A 17,290-nucleotide genomic window follows, 5' to 3' on the forward strand; every position below is an offset into this window, starting at 1 on the left:
CCGGGTCGAAATTGCAACCGCGAGTCGCCGCCATTGCAACAAGGCGGCTGCCCGAAAGCAGCCGCCCGGCCGACGTCACAGCTTGAAATTCAAGCTCAGCATGAAGGAGCGGCCGTTCTTGTAGATGTAGTACGGCTGGTTCTTGTTGCCGATATAGCTGAAGTAGGTTTCGTCCAGCAGATTGGTGGCTTCCAGCGCCACGCGCAGCCGCTCGGTGGCCTGGTAGCCGAACGAGGCATCGACCTGGGTGAATGCATCGGTCATCTGCTGGCCGTTGAGGCGGCCGATCTGGGTGAAGTATTCCGAGCGCCAGCCCAGATTCACCCGCGCACTCCATTTGCCCTGCTCGTAATACGGGCTGATGTTGTAGGCGTTGCGCGAGTTGTACGGCAGGCTGTAATCGCCGTCGGTCTTGGAATCGGAATAGGTGTAGTTGGCCACCACGCCGAACCCGTTGCCGAAGTTGTGCTGCAGGTTGAGCGCAACGCCGCGCACCTTGGCATCGCCAGCGTTGGTCGGCACGGAGGTCTGATAGGTGCTCGAGCCGCCGGTGGCGTTGTTGAAGAACACCCGGTCTTCCACGGTGGTCAGGATGTAGTTGGATATATCGCGCGAGAAGAACTCGCCGCTGAGCAGGCTGCTGTCAGAGAAGTACCACTCCAGCGATGCGCCCAGGTTGGTGGACTCGTACGGACTCAATCCAGGATTGCCCGTGGACGCAGTGAGCGTGGTGTCGTCGGTGGCCACGTACGGGGTCATGTTGGTGTAGCGCGGCCGTGCGATCACTTTGGAGGCAGCGAAGCGCAGCATCAGATCATCGCGCAGGTCGTAGGCGATGTTGAAGGACGGCAACCACTTGCCATAGCTGTTGAGGAAGTTGACCGGCGTATAGCCGCCACCTGGCGCATAGCTGAAACCATCAGTGGAATCGCGGGTGTGCACGTAACGCACGCCAACGTTGCCGCGATAGCGCTCGCCGGAAAAGTTGCCCTGCAGGAACCAGGCGCGGTTCTGTTCTTCGATGCTGTAGTTGCCGGCGTAGCTGATCGGCAAGCCGTCATCGCCTTCCAGGCCACCGATGTACTGGCTGATGGCGCCGCTGTTGATGGTCGACCAGCGCTGCATGTCGGCGCTGGTCGACAAGCCGTCCAGATAGCCCGACGGCGTGGTGCCCGGCGAGAATGCGGCCAGCGTGCTGCCGTCGTTCGGGGTCCAGGTGCGGCTGTAGGAGGACTGCCCGGTGGCGTGATTGGTCAGCTTGATGCCGGTGAGGATCTGGGTGAACGGCCCCCACTCCACCGCATGGTCGAAGTCCAGCTGCAGGTAGCGTTCCTTGTCGTACTGCGGGCTGTGGCTGGCCGAGGCGTTATTGAGTTGCATCGCCGTCGCGTTGGTGGGGTCGGTGCTGTAGTCCATCGCGGTGCGGCGCCCGTCGATGTTGTAGCTGTAACCGGCGAGGTTGCGGAACTGGATGCCGTAGATACGCTCGGCACCGCCCTGTGAACTGGTGTAGCCCACCTGGCTGGACGCATTCCAGCCATCGCCATGCCAGTCGGCGCGTAGATGGATGCTGCCGGTGCTGACCTCGCTGTTGCGCAGGTAGCCGTCCAGGTAGGTGTTGGACTGGTCGCCGAACGTACCCGAGGTCGCCACGCCATTCTCGAAGCCCAGCGCCTGCGCATCGCCTGGGGTGGAACCCCAGTAGCCGTAGCGGCTCTGGTTGTAGTTGTCGAAACTTTCCTTGACGTACAAGCCGGTCAGATTGAGCTCGAAATCGGCATCCGGCTTCCACTGCAACGCCGCGCTGACGCCATCGCGCTTGCGCGTCTGCTGGAACAACGCGGTGTTGATCGAGGTTGGAAACACGCCGGTGTTGTTGCCGACCACAGCCGCCGGAAACCCTGCGCCTTGCACATTGTCGTAGCCGAAGATTTCCACACCATCGCGGCGCAGCACGCGCTGCGAATGCATCACTGAGGTAAGTACACCGAGCGTTTCATCCTGGTTCTTCCAGCTGTACAACGCCGAGGCATTCGGCTTGCCCTCCTCGGAACGATCGTTATAGCCGTAGCTCAGCGTGCCGGTCAGGGTGTTGCGCTCAAGGTCCAGCGGCTTGCGCGTGTGCACGATCACGGTGCCGCCGATGGAGCCCTCGTCGATGCGTGCCTCCGGTGTCTTGTAGACCTCCATCAGGCCGACCACTTCCGGCGCCAGCGTGCTGTAGTTGAACGAGCGGCTGTCCGGGTCGTTGGGATCACCGCCCCAGCTGGTGGAGGCAATGGTCTGGCCGTTGAGCAGCACGCGGTTGAGTGCCGGGTCGGTGCCGAGGATGCTGACCTTTTCGCCTTCGCCGAACTGGCGGTCCACGGTGATGCCGGACAGGCGCGACAGCGACTCGGCAACGTTGGTGTCTGGGAATTTGCCGATGTCTTCGGCGCTGATCGCATCGACGATCGCATCGGCATTGCGCTTGACGTTGAGTGCCTTGCCGAGGCTGGCCTGATAGCCGACGACCTTGACCTCGTCCAGCGTGGATACCGAGGGATTGGTTTGCGCGGGCGCCTGTTCCTGCGGGGCTGCAGCCTGCTCCTGCGCACCCGCAGGCAACGCGGCAATACCTGCCAGGGCGGCGCCACCGATCAACAGACTGCGGACTGCAGTACTCAGCGGCGTGCGATGCAGCGGATGCGCATGACAGAACACATGACGGGAGAATTCGAACACACGGGAAGACGGCATTGCGTAGACCTCTTGACGGATGTCAGGTGGCAACCATGTGGTTGCACGACAACGCGCGATGCGCGTGACATGCCCGCACTCCGTCCCCTGTGCCGGATGCGAGCAGCGTCCCGCACCGCCGTAGTGGCATGCGGGTCAGCGCCAGTCCGACCAGCAGCCGGACGACAACGCTTTCAAGAATTCAGAAGTGGCTCCTGCTCGCTGACAACGTTATCAGCGAAGGTGCCTTTCGCAGCCGGGGCTGTCAACTCGCTGCCACAAATGCCCAATTTCATGCCTGAAACCGCACCGACGATGCAGATATTGGAATGACAGCGTGATCGCGTTCGCATTCATTTGATTCGATGAGCAGACCACTGCGCGTAGCGGCCTGATGCCACAAGGCTGCGCAGCCGGATGTTGCGATGCAGGGTGTGTTGAAGGCGGCGATGTGGTGCATGCGTGCGTTTTATTGGTGCGCAGGCAGTATTCGCGCAATGCACCTCGCCCTGCGAACGCGGCACTCCATGGCTAAGTAAGTCGTGGCCACCAACTCAGTTCCATACAGCTGAAGGTGCACAGACACCGGCCGTTCGTCACAATGTTTACCGGATGCACCAGCCCCCGTACAGGGCGATCACTTCGAACGGACGCAGGCCTGCGTCCGCAGCCACTGTGCAGCCGCGTCGATCATATCGACCTGCGAGTCAAGCAGGACATCCGGTTGCAGCCGGCCATCATTGCGATGCCCGTTGCGATCCTGCGTGTAGCTGGCGGCAATCGCAAGAACACCGCCGCCAGGCAGTTCCACCGAGCGATTGCCGGTGGTCTGGCCGGCGCTTGGCTGACCGAAGCTGCGCGTGTTCGCACGGCCACGGAAAGAGATCGCAACCATCTCGCCCGCACTCGCCGTCTTCGGGCCGATCAAAACGGCAACCGGGCGATCTGTTTGCAGGCCGTCGGGCGAGCTAGTCAAGCGCGGCGTAGACCGTGCCCGCCATGGCAATTGCTTGCCGGCTACATCGACAAAGCTGCCGAGCGCTGCATTGCCCAGTAGTGCATGCAGCCCGTTGATCATTGGCCACATCGTGCCACCGGTGTTGTGGCGTAAATCGACAAGCCAGCCACAACTGGCCTGTGCGGCAGCTTGATCAAGCGCCCTCGCGAGCGATGTCTCGTAAGCACTGCTGACTTCTCTGGAGGATGTCATCAGGCCCGGGACGTCGATATAGGCAATCCCGGATGCCAACAGGCGTGTTTGCATGGCAGGCAGCTCGCGTTGTGCAACGGCTTCCACGTTACGTCGCCCGGAAGGACGCATCAGGAAACTATGACCGTCATCGAGCTGGGCGACCAATGCATCGATGGCGACATAGGCGTCCACTTCGCGCATGTTTACAGCCTGCGCACGCAGCTGCGGCTCACGCGTGGTCCAGTTGATACGGGCGCTGTGCAGCGCGTGCTCCCGGATCGCGGGGATGGCGACATCCAGGATCGCGCTGGCCGATGCCGCATCGGCCAGCGGTTGGACAGTCAGGCGCAACTGGCTGACATCCAGCATTCCATCGCCTCGCAGCACCACACCAATGAACACCTTCTGCGTATCCATAGGTACCTGCAGCGCAATGGAACGGCTTGCATGCGTCGTGCCGCTGACCGGATCGGTTTGCGAGCTTTCAAAGGCCAGGCGTTTGCCATGCGCATCATCGGCGCGCATCCATAGCGTGGCGCCCTGCGATGCGTTGGAGGTTGCCAATACCCCGGACAACAGCAACGACTGCCCGCGCAAAGACACAGCGTCCAGTTGTGCGGAGGCAGCACCGAACGGTGCAGTGCGCGCGGCAATTGCGGTCAGACGCAATTGCGCCCCTTCACTGGACTGCACGTCGCCTTGCACCGCAGTCAGTTGGTAATCAGCTCCACCGGCAGCCGCGTACCAGCTTGGAATCGCTGCCATCGCATGCACACTGCACAACAGACTCAGCACCAGCCACCATCGCATCCGTGCGTGTCTCATCCGTTACTCATCGCAACCTGAGGTCAGACGCAACTTTAGCAGCCATTGCCTGCGCTGTAAGGCCGTATGCGATCTGCGACGCCAACCCACAGGAAATGGCGACTAGCGGCAATGTGGCTATAGATCGCGCGCGACAACCGCGGTGGTCGGACAGCACATCCCGCGCCGCGCGGTTATCGATCCCGCTTGGCGCGAGCGTATTCGGCCTGACCGCTACGCCTACTCGCGCTGCCCGGCGACCCAGGTGGCAAGTACCTGCACGTCGGCATCCACCAGCACCAGATCGGCCTGATAGCCGGGTGCAATGCGGCCCAGGCGCTGGCCCAGACCGATGCATTGCGCCGGATAGGTGGACGCCATGCGCGCGGCTTCGGCCAGATCCACGCCCAGCCACTGCACGCTGTTGCGCACGGCCGTGGCCATGTCCAGCGCCGAGCCCGCCAACGCGCCATCGGCATTGCGTACCACGCCGTCCGCGGCGGTGATGGTTTCACCATACAGGTCGAAACTGGGGCTGTCGGCACCGACCATCGGCATGGCGTCGGTGACCAGCAACAGCTTGCCGCGCGGTTTGGCGGCCAGCGCCATGCGCAGGCTGGCCGGGTGCACGTGCACGCCATCGACGATGATGCCGCACCACACATCGGGGTCTTCCAATGCGGCGCCCACCGCGCCGGGCTCGCGCCCGGCAAGTTGCGACATCGCGTTGTACAGATGGGTGAAACCGCTGACGCCGGCGGCAATGCCGTCGCGTGCCTGCTCGTAGGTCGCTGCGGTGTGGCCGGCAAACACGATCGCGCCACCGGCGACGAAGGCGCGGATATCGTCCAGCGGCACCCGCTCGGGTGCGAGCGTGATCAGGGTGACGCCGTTGTCCAGCGACGTATCGACGGCAATCTCGTGCGCGTCGGGCAGGCGGAACTTGTGCGCGTCGTGCGTGCCCTTGCGGGCAGGGCTCAGGTACGGGCCTTCCAGATGGATGCCGAGCACGCCGGGCACGCCTTGTGCGATTGCCTGGCGCGTGGCCTCGATCGCCTCGGCCATGACCTCGGCGGTGTCGCTGATCAGCGTCGGCAACAGGCCGGTGGTGCCGTAGCGGCGATGTGCGGCCGCGATCGTGGCCAGGGCATGGGGGTCGCGCGCGTTGTTGAACAACACGCCGCCACCACCGTTGACCTGGATGTCGATGAAGCCGGGCAGCAGGGTGGCGCCGTCCAGATCCACGCGCGTCTGCGCCTGCGCAACGCGCGCATCGTCGGCCGCCACCACCGCCTGGATCTGCGTGCCGGCCAGCAGGACGACCAGCCCATCCTGCAGGCCATCGTCGGTGAGCACGCGTGCATTGCACAACGCCTGAATCGGGGAAGCATCCATGTTCAAACGGTTTCCGTGACCTTGTTCAAATGCGGCGGCAGATCGGGATTGTTGCCACGTTGCAGGGCCAGCGCGTTGATCGCGCGGTAGAAGCTCTGCACGGTCAACAGCGGCGCGCTGGCCGGATGCGCCGCATCCACGAGCGGCAAGTCGCCGTCGGGCGCGGCCAGCCATACCTGCGCGCCACGCGCGCGGAATTCGGCGGCGAGCGCACGCGTGCCGGCACCGGTTTCGTCGGGCTGGGCGAACACCAGCACCGGGAAGCCCGGCCCCACCAGCGCCATCGGGCCGTGCTTGACCTCGGCCGAGCTATACGCCTCGGCATGCAGGCCGCAGGTTTCCTTGAACTTCAGCGCCGCTTCCTGCGCCGCGCCCAGGCCCAGGCCGCGACCGAGCACGAACAGGTTGTGTGCGGGCACCAGGCCGGCAGTGAGCGCGGACCAGTCGGCCTGCCAGGCGTCGCGCAATTGCTGCGGCAATGCCTCCACCGCCGCGAGCAGGGCCGGATCGTTCTTCCACACCGCGCCCAGGTGCAGCAGCGCAGCCAGCGAGGCGAGATAACTCTTGGTGGCAGCGATGCTTTTTTCCGGGCCTGCGCCCAGCGCAATCACCACCTCGGCCAGCTGGGCCAGCGGCGAATCCTCGACGTTGACCAGGGCGACCACGCGCGCGCCGGCCGCCTTGGCGGCCTCGGCATTGCGCAACAGGTCCGGGCTCTTGCCCGATTGCGAGATCACGATGTACAGCGCGCCGCGCAACTGCAGCGGCGATGCATAGACCGAACCCACCGATGGCGATGCCGAGGCAGTGACGATGCCGAGCTGGGTTTCGAACAGATACTTGGCGTAGGTCGCTGCGTGATCGGAACTGCCGCGTGCGCAGGTCACCACGAACGGCGGCGGCGTGTCGCGCAGCGACTGCGCGAGTGCGGCGACAGTGCCGGCGTTACGGGCGAACTGCGCGGCGACCACGTCGGCGGTCTGCGCCGCCTCGCGGAACATCAAGGTCTCGGTTTCGGTGGGAAGGCTCATCGGGCTCAGGCGGATTCGGGGGGGAAGGATTTGGCGGACGGCGTCTGCGCCGGTGCAGTGGAACCGCGCACCACCAACTGCGGCACGAAGCCGCGGTTCTGCAATTGCGCGGGCTGGTCGTCGTAGGCATCGCTGCGCAACTGGCTGATCAACAGGCGTGCGGCATGCCGCGCGATGTCGTCGGTGGCCTGCTTGGCGGTGGTCAGCGCCGGCCAGGACTGGCGCGAGAACGGGCTGTCCTCGAAACCGGCGATCGACAGTTGATACGGCACGTTCATGCCGGTGGACTTGGCCGCCGCCAGCACGCCCGCGGCGATTTCATCGTTGCTGCCGAAGATCGCGGTGGGCGGCTCGCGCAATGACAGCAACCGGCGCGCGCCACGGAAGCCGTCGTCGAAGGTGTAATCGCCCGGGATCACCAGGTGCTTGTCCAGGGTGATGCCGTAGTCCTTCAATGCGGCCTCGTAACCGGCGTAGCGTTCGCCGCTGGAGCGGTGCTGCGGGCCGCCCCACAGGAACCCGATGCGTTGATGGCCCAACTGGACCAGATGCTCGGTGATCTCGTAGGCGGCAGCGCGGTCGTCGATATGGACGCAGGGGCCATCGCCCGGATCGTCAGTGGCGGCGATGATGCGCACGCTCTTGATGCCGCGTGCGGCCAGGCCGGCCATCAGCTCGGGGCGCTCGGACATCGGTGCGGTCAGCACCACGCCGGCCAGCCGCGAGCGCTGCACCCATTCGGCCAGTTCTTCGGCCAGCAATGGCGAGGTGGAATCGCAGGGATGGATCTGCAGCCCGAAGCCGGTTTCGCGGCAGGCGGCCAGCACGCCGTTCTGGATGCCGATGATGTGATAAGGATTGGGATTGTCGTAGACCAGACCGATCACGAACGGCGTGCCGCTGCGCAGATTGCGCGCGGACGGATCGGGTTCGTAGTCGAGATCGGCGATGGCGCGCAACACACGCGCGCGCGTGGCCTGCATCACCGACGGTTCGTTGTTGATCACGCGCGACACGGTCTTCAACGAGACCTTGGCGCGCTCGGCGACATCTTTGATGGTGGGCCTGCGCATGGGTGTGCCTTGTTCGTCGGAACGCATCATGCTGCCTGGTTCACTTGGCCTGGGCCGGCAGGCCCACGCGGTGACCACGCAGCGAATAGAACAGGATGTACAGATAGCACGGCACCATCAACGCAGCGAACACGGCCTGGAAGTCGTGGTGCTGTTTGAGAATGGCGAACAGCTGCGGAATGATCGCGCCGCCGGCAATGCCCATGACCAGCAATGCCGAACCGATCTCGGTGAAGCGGCCAAGCCCGCGAATGGCCAGCGGAAAGATCGCCGGCCACATCATCGCGTTGGCAAAACCGAGCGCGGCCACGAAGCCCACCGACACATAGCCGTGGGTCAGCAGCGCGCCCAGCGAGAACAGCACGCCCAGCAGCGCCGACACGCTCAGGTACCGCGCTTGCGAGATCACGCCCGGAATCAACGCCAGGCCGACGATGTAGCCAACCAGCATCGCGCCCAGCGTGTAGGAGGTGAAGATCTTGGTGCTGTCCAACGGCAGATTGAAGCCGCGGCCGTAGGTGCCGATCGCATCGCCGGCCATCACTTCCACGCCCACGTAGACGAACAGGCACAACACGCCCAGCCACAGGTGCGGGAACTGGAAGATGCTGGACTTCTGCACGCCAACCGCACTGCCGGGCGTGGCATTGGCCTCGGAGGCCCGCAGCTCCGGCAGCGGCGAGAACAGCACACCGATCGCCAGCAACAGCAGCACGCCGGACATCACCAGATACGGTGCGTGGATCTTGGCGGCAAAGGCCGTGAGCAACTGCTGCTTGGTCGCCGCATCGGCGCTGGCCACCTGCGCGGACAGATCGCCGATGCCGTGCAACACCAGCGAGCCGATCAGGATCGGCGCCAGGATGCCAGCGATCTTGTTGCAGATGCCCATCAGCGCGATCCGCCGCGCCGCGCTCTCGATCGGCCCGAGGATGCTGATGTACGGGTTGATCGCGGTCTGCAGCAGCGCCAGGCCGCTGCCGATCACGAACAGGCCGCCCAAGGCGCCCGGATACCAGCGCTGGGTGGCGAACTGGCCGAATCCGGCCGCGCCCACCGCCATCACCACCAGGCTCAGCGCCAGCCCCTTCTTCATGCCGGTGCGCTTGAGGATCCACGACGCCGGCAGCGCCAGGAAGAAGTACGACAGGTAGAACACCATCAGCACCAGGAAGGCGTTGACCTCGTTGAGGTCGAACGCCAGCCGCACGAAGGTGATCAGCGGCCCGTTGATCCAGGTGAAGAAGCCGATGATGAAGAACAGCACGCCGACGATGGCGATCGAGACAACGGGATTTGCGGGCCTGGCGGTAGTCATGGATCGGCTGGCTCTTGAGTTGTCGGTTGGGGGGCGCCGCGCTGGATCAGCGACGCAGTTCGGCGACGAAATCGTAGAAATCGTTGTGGCAATAGGTGTCGGTCAATTCGATCGCGCTGCCGTCACGCGCATAGCCCACGCGCACCACATGCAGGATCGCCTCGCCGGTCTTCATGCGCAGGTGTTCGGCCAGCCGCGCTGGCAGATTGATCGCGCGGAAGTACTGCAGCGCGCGCACCACCGGGGTGCCCTGCGTGTCCAGGTAGCTGTAGAGCGAATCGCCGATCTGCTGCGGGTCGGCAACGATGCGCTGCGGCAACACCGCATGCTCGTAGGCCATGACCCGGTCGTCGGCGCTGCGCAGGCGGGTCAGCGAGGCCACAGCCGCATCCGGCGACAGGCCCAGCCGCAGGATCTCTTCGCCATGCGCCGGACGCAGCCGCCGCTCCAGCCAGCGCGTGCCGGGCTCGTAGCCCTTGATGCGCAGCGTCTCGCTGAAACTGGTCAGGCCGCTGAGCTGGTGCTGGATCTGCGTGGTGACGAAGGTGCCGGCGCCCTGCCGGCGCGAGACCAAACCCTGTTCGACCAGCACGTCCACGGCCTGGCGCAGCGTCACCCGCGAGATCTGCAGCCGCTCGCACAGCTGGCGCTCGGCCGGCAGCGCCTCGCCGGCCTTCCACTGCGCGCCGCGGATCTGCTCGTCCAGCTTGCTCGCCAGTTGCAGATACAGCGGCGTCGGCGCGGAGGCGTCCAGCGTCAGCGCGTCCATCCGGGGGTCGGTGTCCGTCCTGGCTTCGGTTTTCGGTTTGGCCATTGCCTGTCCTCCGGACCGACTTGGATTCGTTAGGTCCAATATAGTACCAATTTGCCCGCAGCGCATTAGCGGCTGTGGATCGTCGGGAGCGGTGACAAGCCTGGCTGACGCAGGCGTCCACCGCGCTGGTCAAGGGCGGGATGCATGCCGATGACCAGGCCGGTGCGGCACCGTCCGCGCGCCGGGGCTGCGTCACCGATTGCCGGGTCGGGCAATCACAGCCGCAGATACCAGCGCCGCCGATCCATCCACCAGCCCACGCACCAACACAGCAGCGTGTAGCTCATCGCGCACAGCAGCGACCCGAGCGGGCCCGGCGCGATGGTCTGGAACACGCGGATGCCGGCCCAGGCGTACAGGTCCAGCCCGGAGCTGCCGGCCGGAATCAGCCGCAGCACCACCACGAACAGTTCGGAGAACAGGTAGATCGCCAGCGGGTTGCGCCCCAGCACGGTGAAGAAGCCGCTGCCGCCGCTCCAGCCGCGCAACTCCAGCAGGTAGACCAGGACGCCCAGCGCCAGCAGATCCAGGCCCACCGTGCAGGCGACGAACGACCCGCTCCAGAGCTTCTTCGACAGCGGCCAGGCCGGGTGCCAGAGCAATGCCAGCAGCACCAGCCCCGCGCCCGCCAGCAACAGGCTGCGCGTGGCGGCACCGGTCTTGCCGTGCCGCTGCAGGAAGCGCCCGCCCAGATAGCCGGCCAGCACGTTGACCGTGGCCGACAGCGTGCCAAGCAGGCCCTCAGGGTCGAAGCCGCCATCCTTGCGATACAGGTGTGCGCGCCCGTACAGCCACAGGTCCAGCCGGGTGCCGGCGTTGCCGGTCTTGCTCAGCTCCGCACCGGGCTCGCCAAAGACGTACAGCAATGCCCAGTAGCCCAGCAGCAGCGCGACGCAAACCGGCGCGATAGCGCGTGGCGGCAGATAGCGCACCAGCAGCGCTGCGAGCAGATAGCACAGGCCGATCCGCTGCAGCACGCCGGTCAGGCGGAGTTGATCGACTGCAGTGAACGCCCATCCACCATCGGGCTGCGGGTGGAAGAACGGAAACCAGTACATCAGCACGCCGCACATCACGATCAGCGCGGCGCGCTTGCTCACGCGGGCGAGGAACTGCCGGTGCGGCGTGCCGGTGGCCAGCGCAAAACTCATCGCGCTGCCGACGGCGAACAGGAACGAGGGAAACACCAGATCGGCAAGCGTGAAGCCGAACCAGGCCGCGTGGGTCAGCTGCGCGTATGGCTGCGCGCCGGGCCCGGCGGTGTTGACCAGGATCATCAGGAAGATGGTCAGGCCGCGGAACACGTCCAGCGACAGGAAGCGTTCGCGCCTGGGTGTTGCGGTTGCGGCACCAGCCGCAGCGGAGAGTGTTTGTGCGCTCATTGCAGTTCCTTGCCCAGCGACTGCAGGGGGAGGCGGCCTGCAGACGTGCTGCCCGTGGCGAGTGTCGCTGCTTCGGTACGGAAGCGCTCATGGAGGGCCGCGATGTGCAATATGGATCTGCTCATTGGGCAGTACCTTGCGTGGTGCCGCGAATGGCACCGTGCGCCATGCCGTGCACGTCGCCTTGGGCAACGCCTTGCATCGCATCGCGCGTACTGCCTTGAACATTGCGTTGCATGGCGCTTTGCAAGCCATCAGGCGCGTCCACCTGCGCCAGCAAGCTGCGCAGCAAGGTCAGTGGGTCGCGGGGTGGCTGTCGCTTCGGCACTTCGTCCTGCGCGGCCCATTGGCGCTCCCACGCGGCAAGCTGCGCGTTGACTGTCGCTGCGTCGAACGGTGTGCCCGCCTTGCGTGCGGCGCGGTATGCGCCGAGAAAGCGCGTCCAGCGCTGCAGATAGAAATCCGTGTACATGCCCTGCCACGCCTTGGATGCGTAATCGGCCAGGTTGCCGTCGCCGCCCCAGATGCTGACCTGCGCACGTGCATTGCCGACATAGGCACGCCGCAGTGCGGCATCGTTGCCGGCGGCCGCGGCGGCCTGGCCGGTCCAGTCGGCCAGGGTTTCGTGCTGGCCGCCGACCAATGCATCCAGCCCCTGCACCAGTTGCGTGGTGCGCGCCAACAGCGCATCGCCGCGCGCGAGGTCGCCGGCGTCGTAGGCCTGCACCACCGCCTGCAATTGACGGTCGGCGTGCAGGCTCAGGTAATGCCGCGCGTCTTCGATCAGGTCGTAGCGGTACAGCGGCGCATCGGCATAGTGGTGGGCCTGCTGCAGCAACGCGTCGATGGCGCGGCGCAGGCGTTGCGGATCGCCGGGGCGGTCGTCAAAGCCGACGATGTCGGCGGTCGGCCGCTTGAACAGCAGATACGCGCCGGCGCGCTTGTTCCACCAGCGCGGCGACCAGTAGCGGGTCTGGTAGATACCCGCTTCCAGATCCGACCAGGCCTGCAGCAATGCCGCATCGCTGCGGCCGTAGCGCGCGCGGGTGTATTGGCTGAGCCATTGCGACCAGGATTGTTGCGGGCCCTCCCAGGCCAGCGCGTAGAGATAGTCGTAAACCACCGAGTTGCTGTGCAGCCCTTCCGGAAACACGCCAAAGCCGCGCAGATTGCGTTTGTCCGGATCGGCCAGCAAGGCCTGCAGATCGTGTCGATAAAACGCGAAGTCGCCGTACAACGGGTTGCTGGCGCCGTAGTTGTGCACGTAGCCATAGATCCACTGCTTGTTGTCGAACGCCTGCGAGGACTTCCAGGTGCCGGGATAGCGGTCGTTGCCGATGTCCAGCACCATCAAGCGCGCGTCGGGCACCTTACCGAGAAACGCAGCGATCGCCTGCGGTTGCCAGAACTCGCGGTCGGCACCGAACAGCCAGCCCTGCATTACCCAGGTGGCCTGCGGATTGACCTGCGCGATGGAGCGATACAAGGCCTGCCCGTACTCGGCCAGGCGTGCATCGCGTTGCGCCGCCGGTACGGCCTTGGCACGTGCGGCATCGGAGTTGGCGATGCTGTCGCCGTACTTGGCGGCGGCCACGTCGCTGCCGTCGTCGGCCACCGGCGGCAGCATCTCGTTGAAGGCGTCGGCCAGATAGAACTCGCCTGCACCGTAGGCCTGCGTGTACAGCTCCAGAAACCGGCGCGCGACCTGGGCGAACAACGGATCGCGTGGATCCAGCCAGTAGGTTTCGTGGAAGCCTTCCCAGGCGCGCATGCGGTAGATGCGCGCGTTGGGATGCGCCTGCGCGAATGCCTTGGGCACGTAGCCGGCAAACGCCGGCAGCACCGGTTGCATGCCCAGCTCGCGCATGCGGGTGAGGATCTGCGTCTGCAGCACGCGCTTGCTGTCGATCCATTGCTGCGGCAACGGTGCACGATAACCTTCGATATTGCCCATGCGCTGCCACGGGGTGAAGGCGGGGCCGGAGAAATACTCTGCCAGCGCGTCATCGCCCACGCCGAACTCACGCCACAGCGCCTGCCAGATCGCCTCCTGCCCTTCCATCGCCAGCGGCATGTCGATGCCGTGCAGCGCCATCCAGTCGATCTCGCGCTGCCAGCGCGGCCAGTCCCAGAACGGCGTGGTGTAGCCGTAGGTGCAGGTGTTGAGATAGGCGCGATGGGCAAACGGCGTGCGCACCTGGCCGCTGCTGTAGGCCGGCCATTGCGCCGGCAGCGCCACGCGGTCGCCTTCCCAGCTCATCGAGGCCGCACCGGCCTGGCCAAGATAGGCGTAGGCGCCACGCGCCAAGGCCACCTGCGAGGAGCCGGCAATGCGCACCGTGTCGCCGCCGGCATCGATGCGATACCAGTCCGCGCCGTCGCCGCGCGGTGCCACGCGCATCTCGAACTGGGCGGCGCGTGCGCCAATCAGGCGTTGCAGCACCGCCTGTGCGGGTGGTGTGGCCAGCACGGTGAGGGGAATGGCGAGCAAGGCGCCCAGCACTGCGCCGGCGAACAGCCGCGCGGGCGACGACGGGAAAAACGATGAGGTAATCATGGCGAGTTCCGATACTGCACGGTGACGACGTCGTGGAATCCAAACGGTTGATCCGCAGCGACCTGCAGGATCACCGCCAGCGTGCGCGCGCCGGTCGCGGGTGCAAGCTCCAACTTGATCGGTGTGCCGGCCGCCGCCTGCGTCACTGCACGGCCATCCAGAAACACTTGCGCCGGCCCGCTGAGGCGGCCCAGGTCGAGCATGCCGCCGTGGGCCTGCACGCCCTGCCACGGCGTGAACCGGGTACGGTACAACACGTAGCCGGCGCGTTCGGGCGCGGTTTCCAGGGTGCCGGGCAACGTATTGCTCCAGCTGTTGTTGTCGTTGGGGCGGCGCGAGAGATCCGGCGCCGGCGGCTGCGCGAAGGCGGCGGTGTGGCGCCAGCTTTCGACCACCATCACCGGCGCCACGATCGGCACCGTGGCTGGCAGCGGCACCGTCACGCACGCGATCTCGACCACCGCATCGCGCACGCCTGCGCTGCGCGCCTGCAGCCGTAATACGCCTGCGCCACGCTCGGCCTGCACGATCGCCTGCGCCAGCCCGTTGAACAGGGCCACTTGCATGCCCTGATCGGCGGCGTGTGCATTCGGGTCGCCATTGCCAACCCCCAGCAAGCGGCCACCGCTGATCTGCAGCGTCAGCATTGCATTGCAATCGGGCACGTGGCGACCTTGCGCATCCACCGCTTCCAATGTCACCGGCTGCGCATCGCGGCCATCGCCGCGTAGCTGGGGGCGGTCGGGCGTGAGCCGCAGCGCAACCGCTGCGCCGGTGGTTTCCACCCGCGTACGCGCCACCTCGCGGCCGTCGCGCCAGGCCATCGCTTCGAGCACACCCGGCGCATAGGCCACCTGCCACTGATTCATCTGCGCGCGATCCACCGCCTGTTTGCCCAGCGAGCGGCCATTGAGCCACAGCTCCACCTGCGCGGCATTGCAGAACGCCATCACCTTGATCGGCCGGCCCTCGCGGCCGGGCCAGTTCCAGTGCGGCAACAGGTGCAGCACCGGCGCGTCGCCGATCCACAGCGCGCGGCGCAACCAGTAGGCCCCCTTGGCAAATCCGCATTGATCCATGATGCCGAAGAACGCGCCCACCGACGGCCATTCGAACGGCGTGGGTTCGCCGCGATAATCGAAGCCGGTCCACACGAAACCGCCGGCGACGAACGGGCGTTCGGCAATCAGCTGCCAGGCACGGCGGTGGGTATTGCCCCAGTCCGCGGCCAGGCTGTCGTCTTCGGCCACCACGTGCGCGTCCAGGTCGGTGAACCATGCGCCGCGGGTCTGGAACGCGCTGGTGTCCTCGCTGGACAGCATCGGCGTGCGCGGCCGCGCCGCATGCACGCGGTCGTAGTTGAACTGGCGGTAGTTGAAGCCGAGCACGTCCACCACATCGGCCGCGCCACGGGTGGCGAACATGCCGTCGTTCATGCCGGCGGTGATCGGGCGGCTGTCGTCGAGCGCGCGCACGGCGCTGGCGGCGCGCGCCATGATCGCGTAACCGGTGGCGGTGCCCTGCAGCGGCTCCTCGTTGAGCAGCGACCACAGGAACACGCTGGGATGGTTGCGCTGGCGCCGCACCATGTTCTGCAGCAGCGCCACATACTCGGGTGCGGGATTGAACAGCCTGTTCTCGGCCATCACCAGCATGCCGAGCCGGTCGCAGGCCTGCAGCAGTTCCGGTGCCACCGCGTGATGCAGGCGGATGGCATTGCAGCCCATCGATTTCAGGCGTTGCAGGCGAAACGCGTGCAAGGCATCGGGCAGCGCCACACCGACGCCGGCATGATCCTGATGCAGGCATACGCCCTTGATCTTGAGCGGGCGACCATTGAGGAAGAAGCCGTGGTCGGCATCGAAGCGCAGGCTGCGAAAGCCGATCTCGCACTCGGCACGGTCGCTGCGGCCGTCTGCGCCACGCACGCTGGCGTGCACGCGGTACAGCACCGGCGTGTCCACGCTCCAGCGCTGCGGTTGCGGCACCGACATGCTGATGGCCGCCTGCACGGTACCGAATGCAGCCACGCGCAGTTGCGTCTCGCCACTCGCCACGACAGCACCGTTTGGGTCGCGCAGCGCCACATCCACCCACGCCTCGGCAGGCTGTTCGCCGCTGTTGACCAGGTCCAGTTGCACCGGCAGCTGCCAGAGATCGCCCGGGCCTTCGCGCGGCACCGCCGCCAGGCCATCGCCGGCGATATGCAAGGGCGCACGCAGCACCAGCCAGGTGTGCCGGTAGATGCCGCCGCCTTCGTACCACCAGCCGTCCATCGCCTCGGCATCGACGCGGATGGCGATGCTGTTCACGGCATTGCCGTAGCGCGCGACCGGCGTGAGATCGATGACCAGCCCGTTGTAGCCGCTCCAGCTGCGCGCCATCCGCATGCCGTTGACCCACACGGTGGCATGGCTGGCGATGCCGTCCAGACGCAGTTCCACCGCCTGGCCGCGCGCGGACTCGTCCAGCCGCAGCGTGCGCCGGTACCAGGCAATGCCACGCGGGCGATAGCCCTGCGCGATGTTGGCGTCGGCACGCACCGTCTGCTCCACCACAAAATCGTGCGGCAGTTGCAGCTGTCGCCAGCCGGAGTCGTCGTAGTCCGGCGCCGCCGCACCCCAGGCGCGGCCGGCCTTGGCATTGTCGTAGGTTTCGTCCTGCGCCAGCAGGCGCGGGAACGGTAGATCGCCCGCGTGGAAGCGCCAGCCCTCGTCCAGGTCCAGCCACTGGCCGGCGTCATCGGTGCCCGCTGGCGGTGGCGCGGGACCCCGCTTGCCGCCATCGCCCGCACGTGTCGCTACAACGCTCGCCGCGCCCGGCAGCAGCGCCGGCACGCCAAGCAGCGACGAGGCGCAGACGCTGCCGGCAAGGAACTCACGCCTGCGCATGATGGCGCCTGCCAGCCTGCACCGCAGGCGTGCTCCGTGACGCACGCGGCGTAGCCACGCGCGCGGCCACTGCAGGGCGCGCGTCCATCACACCTGCGGCATTGCCGGCACTGCT

Annotated in this window: 10 protein-coding genes; all 10 read right to left on the minus strand. The window is 66.1% G+C overall.

All coding sequences use genetic code 11. From position 1 onward, the window contains the following. Positions 1 to 75: 75 nt before the first annotated feature. Entirely contained in the window at positions 76 to 2,739 is a 2,664-nt protein-coding gene (locus tag XarjCFBP7645_RS17945; RefSeq protein ID WP_181126373.1) for a TonB-dependent receptor, read from the minus strand. A gap of 616 nt (positions 2,740 to 3,355) precedes the next feature. After that, positions 3,356 to 4,705, minus strand: coding sequence for a S41 family peptidase (locus tag XarjCFBP7645_RS17950; RefSeq protein WP_258079581.1), 1,350 nt, complete (start codon positions 4,703 to 4,705; stop codon positions 3,356 to 3,358). A 249-nt stretch (positions 4,706 to 4,954) separates the two neighbouring features. Next, the gene (gene nagA / locus XarjCFBP7645_RS17955; RefSeq protein WP_104538551.1) at positions 4,955 to 6,109 is read right to left on the minus strand and encodes an N-acetylglucosamine-6-phosphate deacetylase; all 1,155 of its coding nucleotides are present in this window, start codon (positions 6,107 to 6,109) and stop codon (positions 4,955 to 4,957) included. A 2-nt stretch (positions 6,110 to 6,111) separates the two neighbouring features. Continuing rightward, positions 6,112 to 7,140: an SIS domain-containing protein gene (locus XarjCFBP7645_RS17960; RefSeq protein ID WP_104538552.1), complete on the minus strand. Its 1,029-nt coding sequence runs from the start codon at positions 7,138 to 7,140 to the stop codon at positions 6,112 to 6,114. A gap of 5 nt (positions 7,141 to 7,145) precedes the next feature. Further along, complete coding sequence (locus tag XarjCFBP7645_RS17965) at positions 7,146 to 8,213, minus strand: LacI family DNA-binding transcriptional regulator (protein WP_104538851.1); 1,068 nt, start codon at positions 8,211 to 8,213, stop codon at positions 7,146 to 7,148. 40 nt (positions 8,214 to 8,253) lie between these two features. Then, positions 8,254 to 9,531: a sugar MFS transporter gene (locus XarjCFBP7645_RS17970; protein ID WP_104538553.1), complete on the minus strand. Its 1,278-nt coding sequence runs from the start codon at positions 9,529 to 9,531 to the stop codon at positions 8,254 to 8,256. Positions 9,532 to 9,577: 46 nt separating this feature from the next. Beyond that, positions 9,578 to 10,300 (minus strand): GntR family transcriptional regulator, encoded by a 723-nt coding sequence (locus XarjCFBP7645_RS17975; protein WP_181126417.1) that lies wholly within the window; start codon positions 10,298 to 10,300, stop codon positions 9,578 to 9,580. Positions 10,301 to 10,560: 260 nt separating this feature from the next. Beyond that, positions 10,561 to 11,727 (minus strand): acyltransferase family protein, encoded by a 1,167-nt coding sequence (locus XarjCFBP7645_RS17980; protein WP_104538555.1) that lies wholly within the window; start codon positions 11,725 to 11,727, stop codon positions 10,561 to 10,563. A 121-nt stretch (positions 11,728 to 11,848) separates the two neighbouring features. Continuing rightward, positions 11,849 to 14,284, minus strand: coding sequence for an alpha-N-acetylglucosaminidase (locus XarjCFBP7645_RS17985; RefSeq protein ID WP_104538556.1), 2,436 nt, complete (start codon positions 14,282 to 14,284; stop codon positions 11,849 to 11,851). Next, a complete protein-coding gene (galA, locus tag XarjCFBP7645_RS17990; RefSeq protein ID WP_104538557.1) occupies positions 14,281 to 17,175 on the minus strand; it encodes a beta-galactosidase GalA in 2,895 nt (964 codons plus the stop codon). Before galA ends, XarjCFBP7645_RS17985 begins: the two co-directional genes overlap by 4 nt. Positions 17,176 to 17,290 lie beyond the last annotated feature (115 nt).

It is taken from the genome of Xanthomonas arboricola, from assembly GCF_002940665.1.
GTDB lineage: Bacteria > Pseudomonadota > Gammaproteobacteria > Xanthomonadales > Xanthomonadaceae > Xanthomonas > Xanthomonas arboricola_B.

Excerpts from the sequence above, each read along its gene's own strand:
- XarjCFBP7645_RS17945 (WP_181126373.1), bottom strand. The coding sequence starts at position 2,739 with ATGCCGTCTTCCCGTGTGTTCGAATTCTCCCGTCATGTGTTCTGTCAT.
- nagA (WP_104538551.1), bottom strand. The coding sequence starts at position 6,109 with ATGGATGCTTCCCCGATTCAGGCGTTGTGCAATGCACGCGTGCTCACC.
- XarjCFBP7645_RS17960 (WP_104538552.1), bottom strand. The coding sequence starts at position 7,140 with ATGAGCCTTCCCACCGAAACCGAGACCTTGATGTTCCGCGAGGCGGCG.
- XarjCFBP7645_RS17965 (WP_104538851.1), bottom strand. The coding sequence starts at position 8,213 with ATGCGCAGGCCCACCATCAAAGATGTCGCCGAGCGCGCCAAGGTCTCG.
- XarjCFBP7645_RS17970 (WP_104538553.1), bottom strand. The coding sequence starts at position 9,531 with ATGACTACCGCCAGGCCCGCAAATCCCGTTGTCTCGATCGCCATCGTC.
- XarjCFBP7645_RS17975 (WP_181126417.1), bottom strand. The coding sequence starts at position 10,300 with ATGGACGCGCTGACGCTGGACGCCTCCGCGCCGACGCCGCTGTATCTG.
- XarjCFBP7645_RS17980 (WP_104538555.1), bottom strand. The coding sequence starts at position 11,727 with ATGAGCGCACAAACACTCTCCGCTGCGGCTGGTGCCGCAACCGCAACA.
- XarjCFBP7645_RS17985 (WP_104538556.1), bottom strand. The coding sequence starts at position 14,284 with ATGATTACCTCATCGTTTTTCCCGTCGTCGCCCGCGCGGCTGTTCGCC.
- galA (WP_104538557.1), bottom strand. The coding sequence starts at position 17,175 with ATGCGCAGGCGTGAGTTCCTTGCCGGCAGCGTCTGCGCCTCGTCGCTG.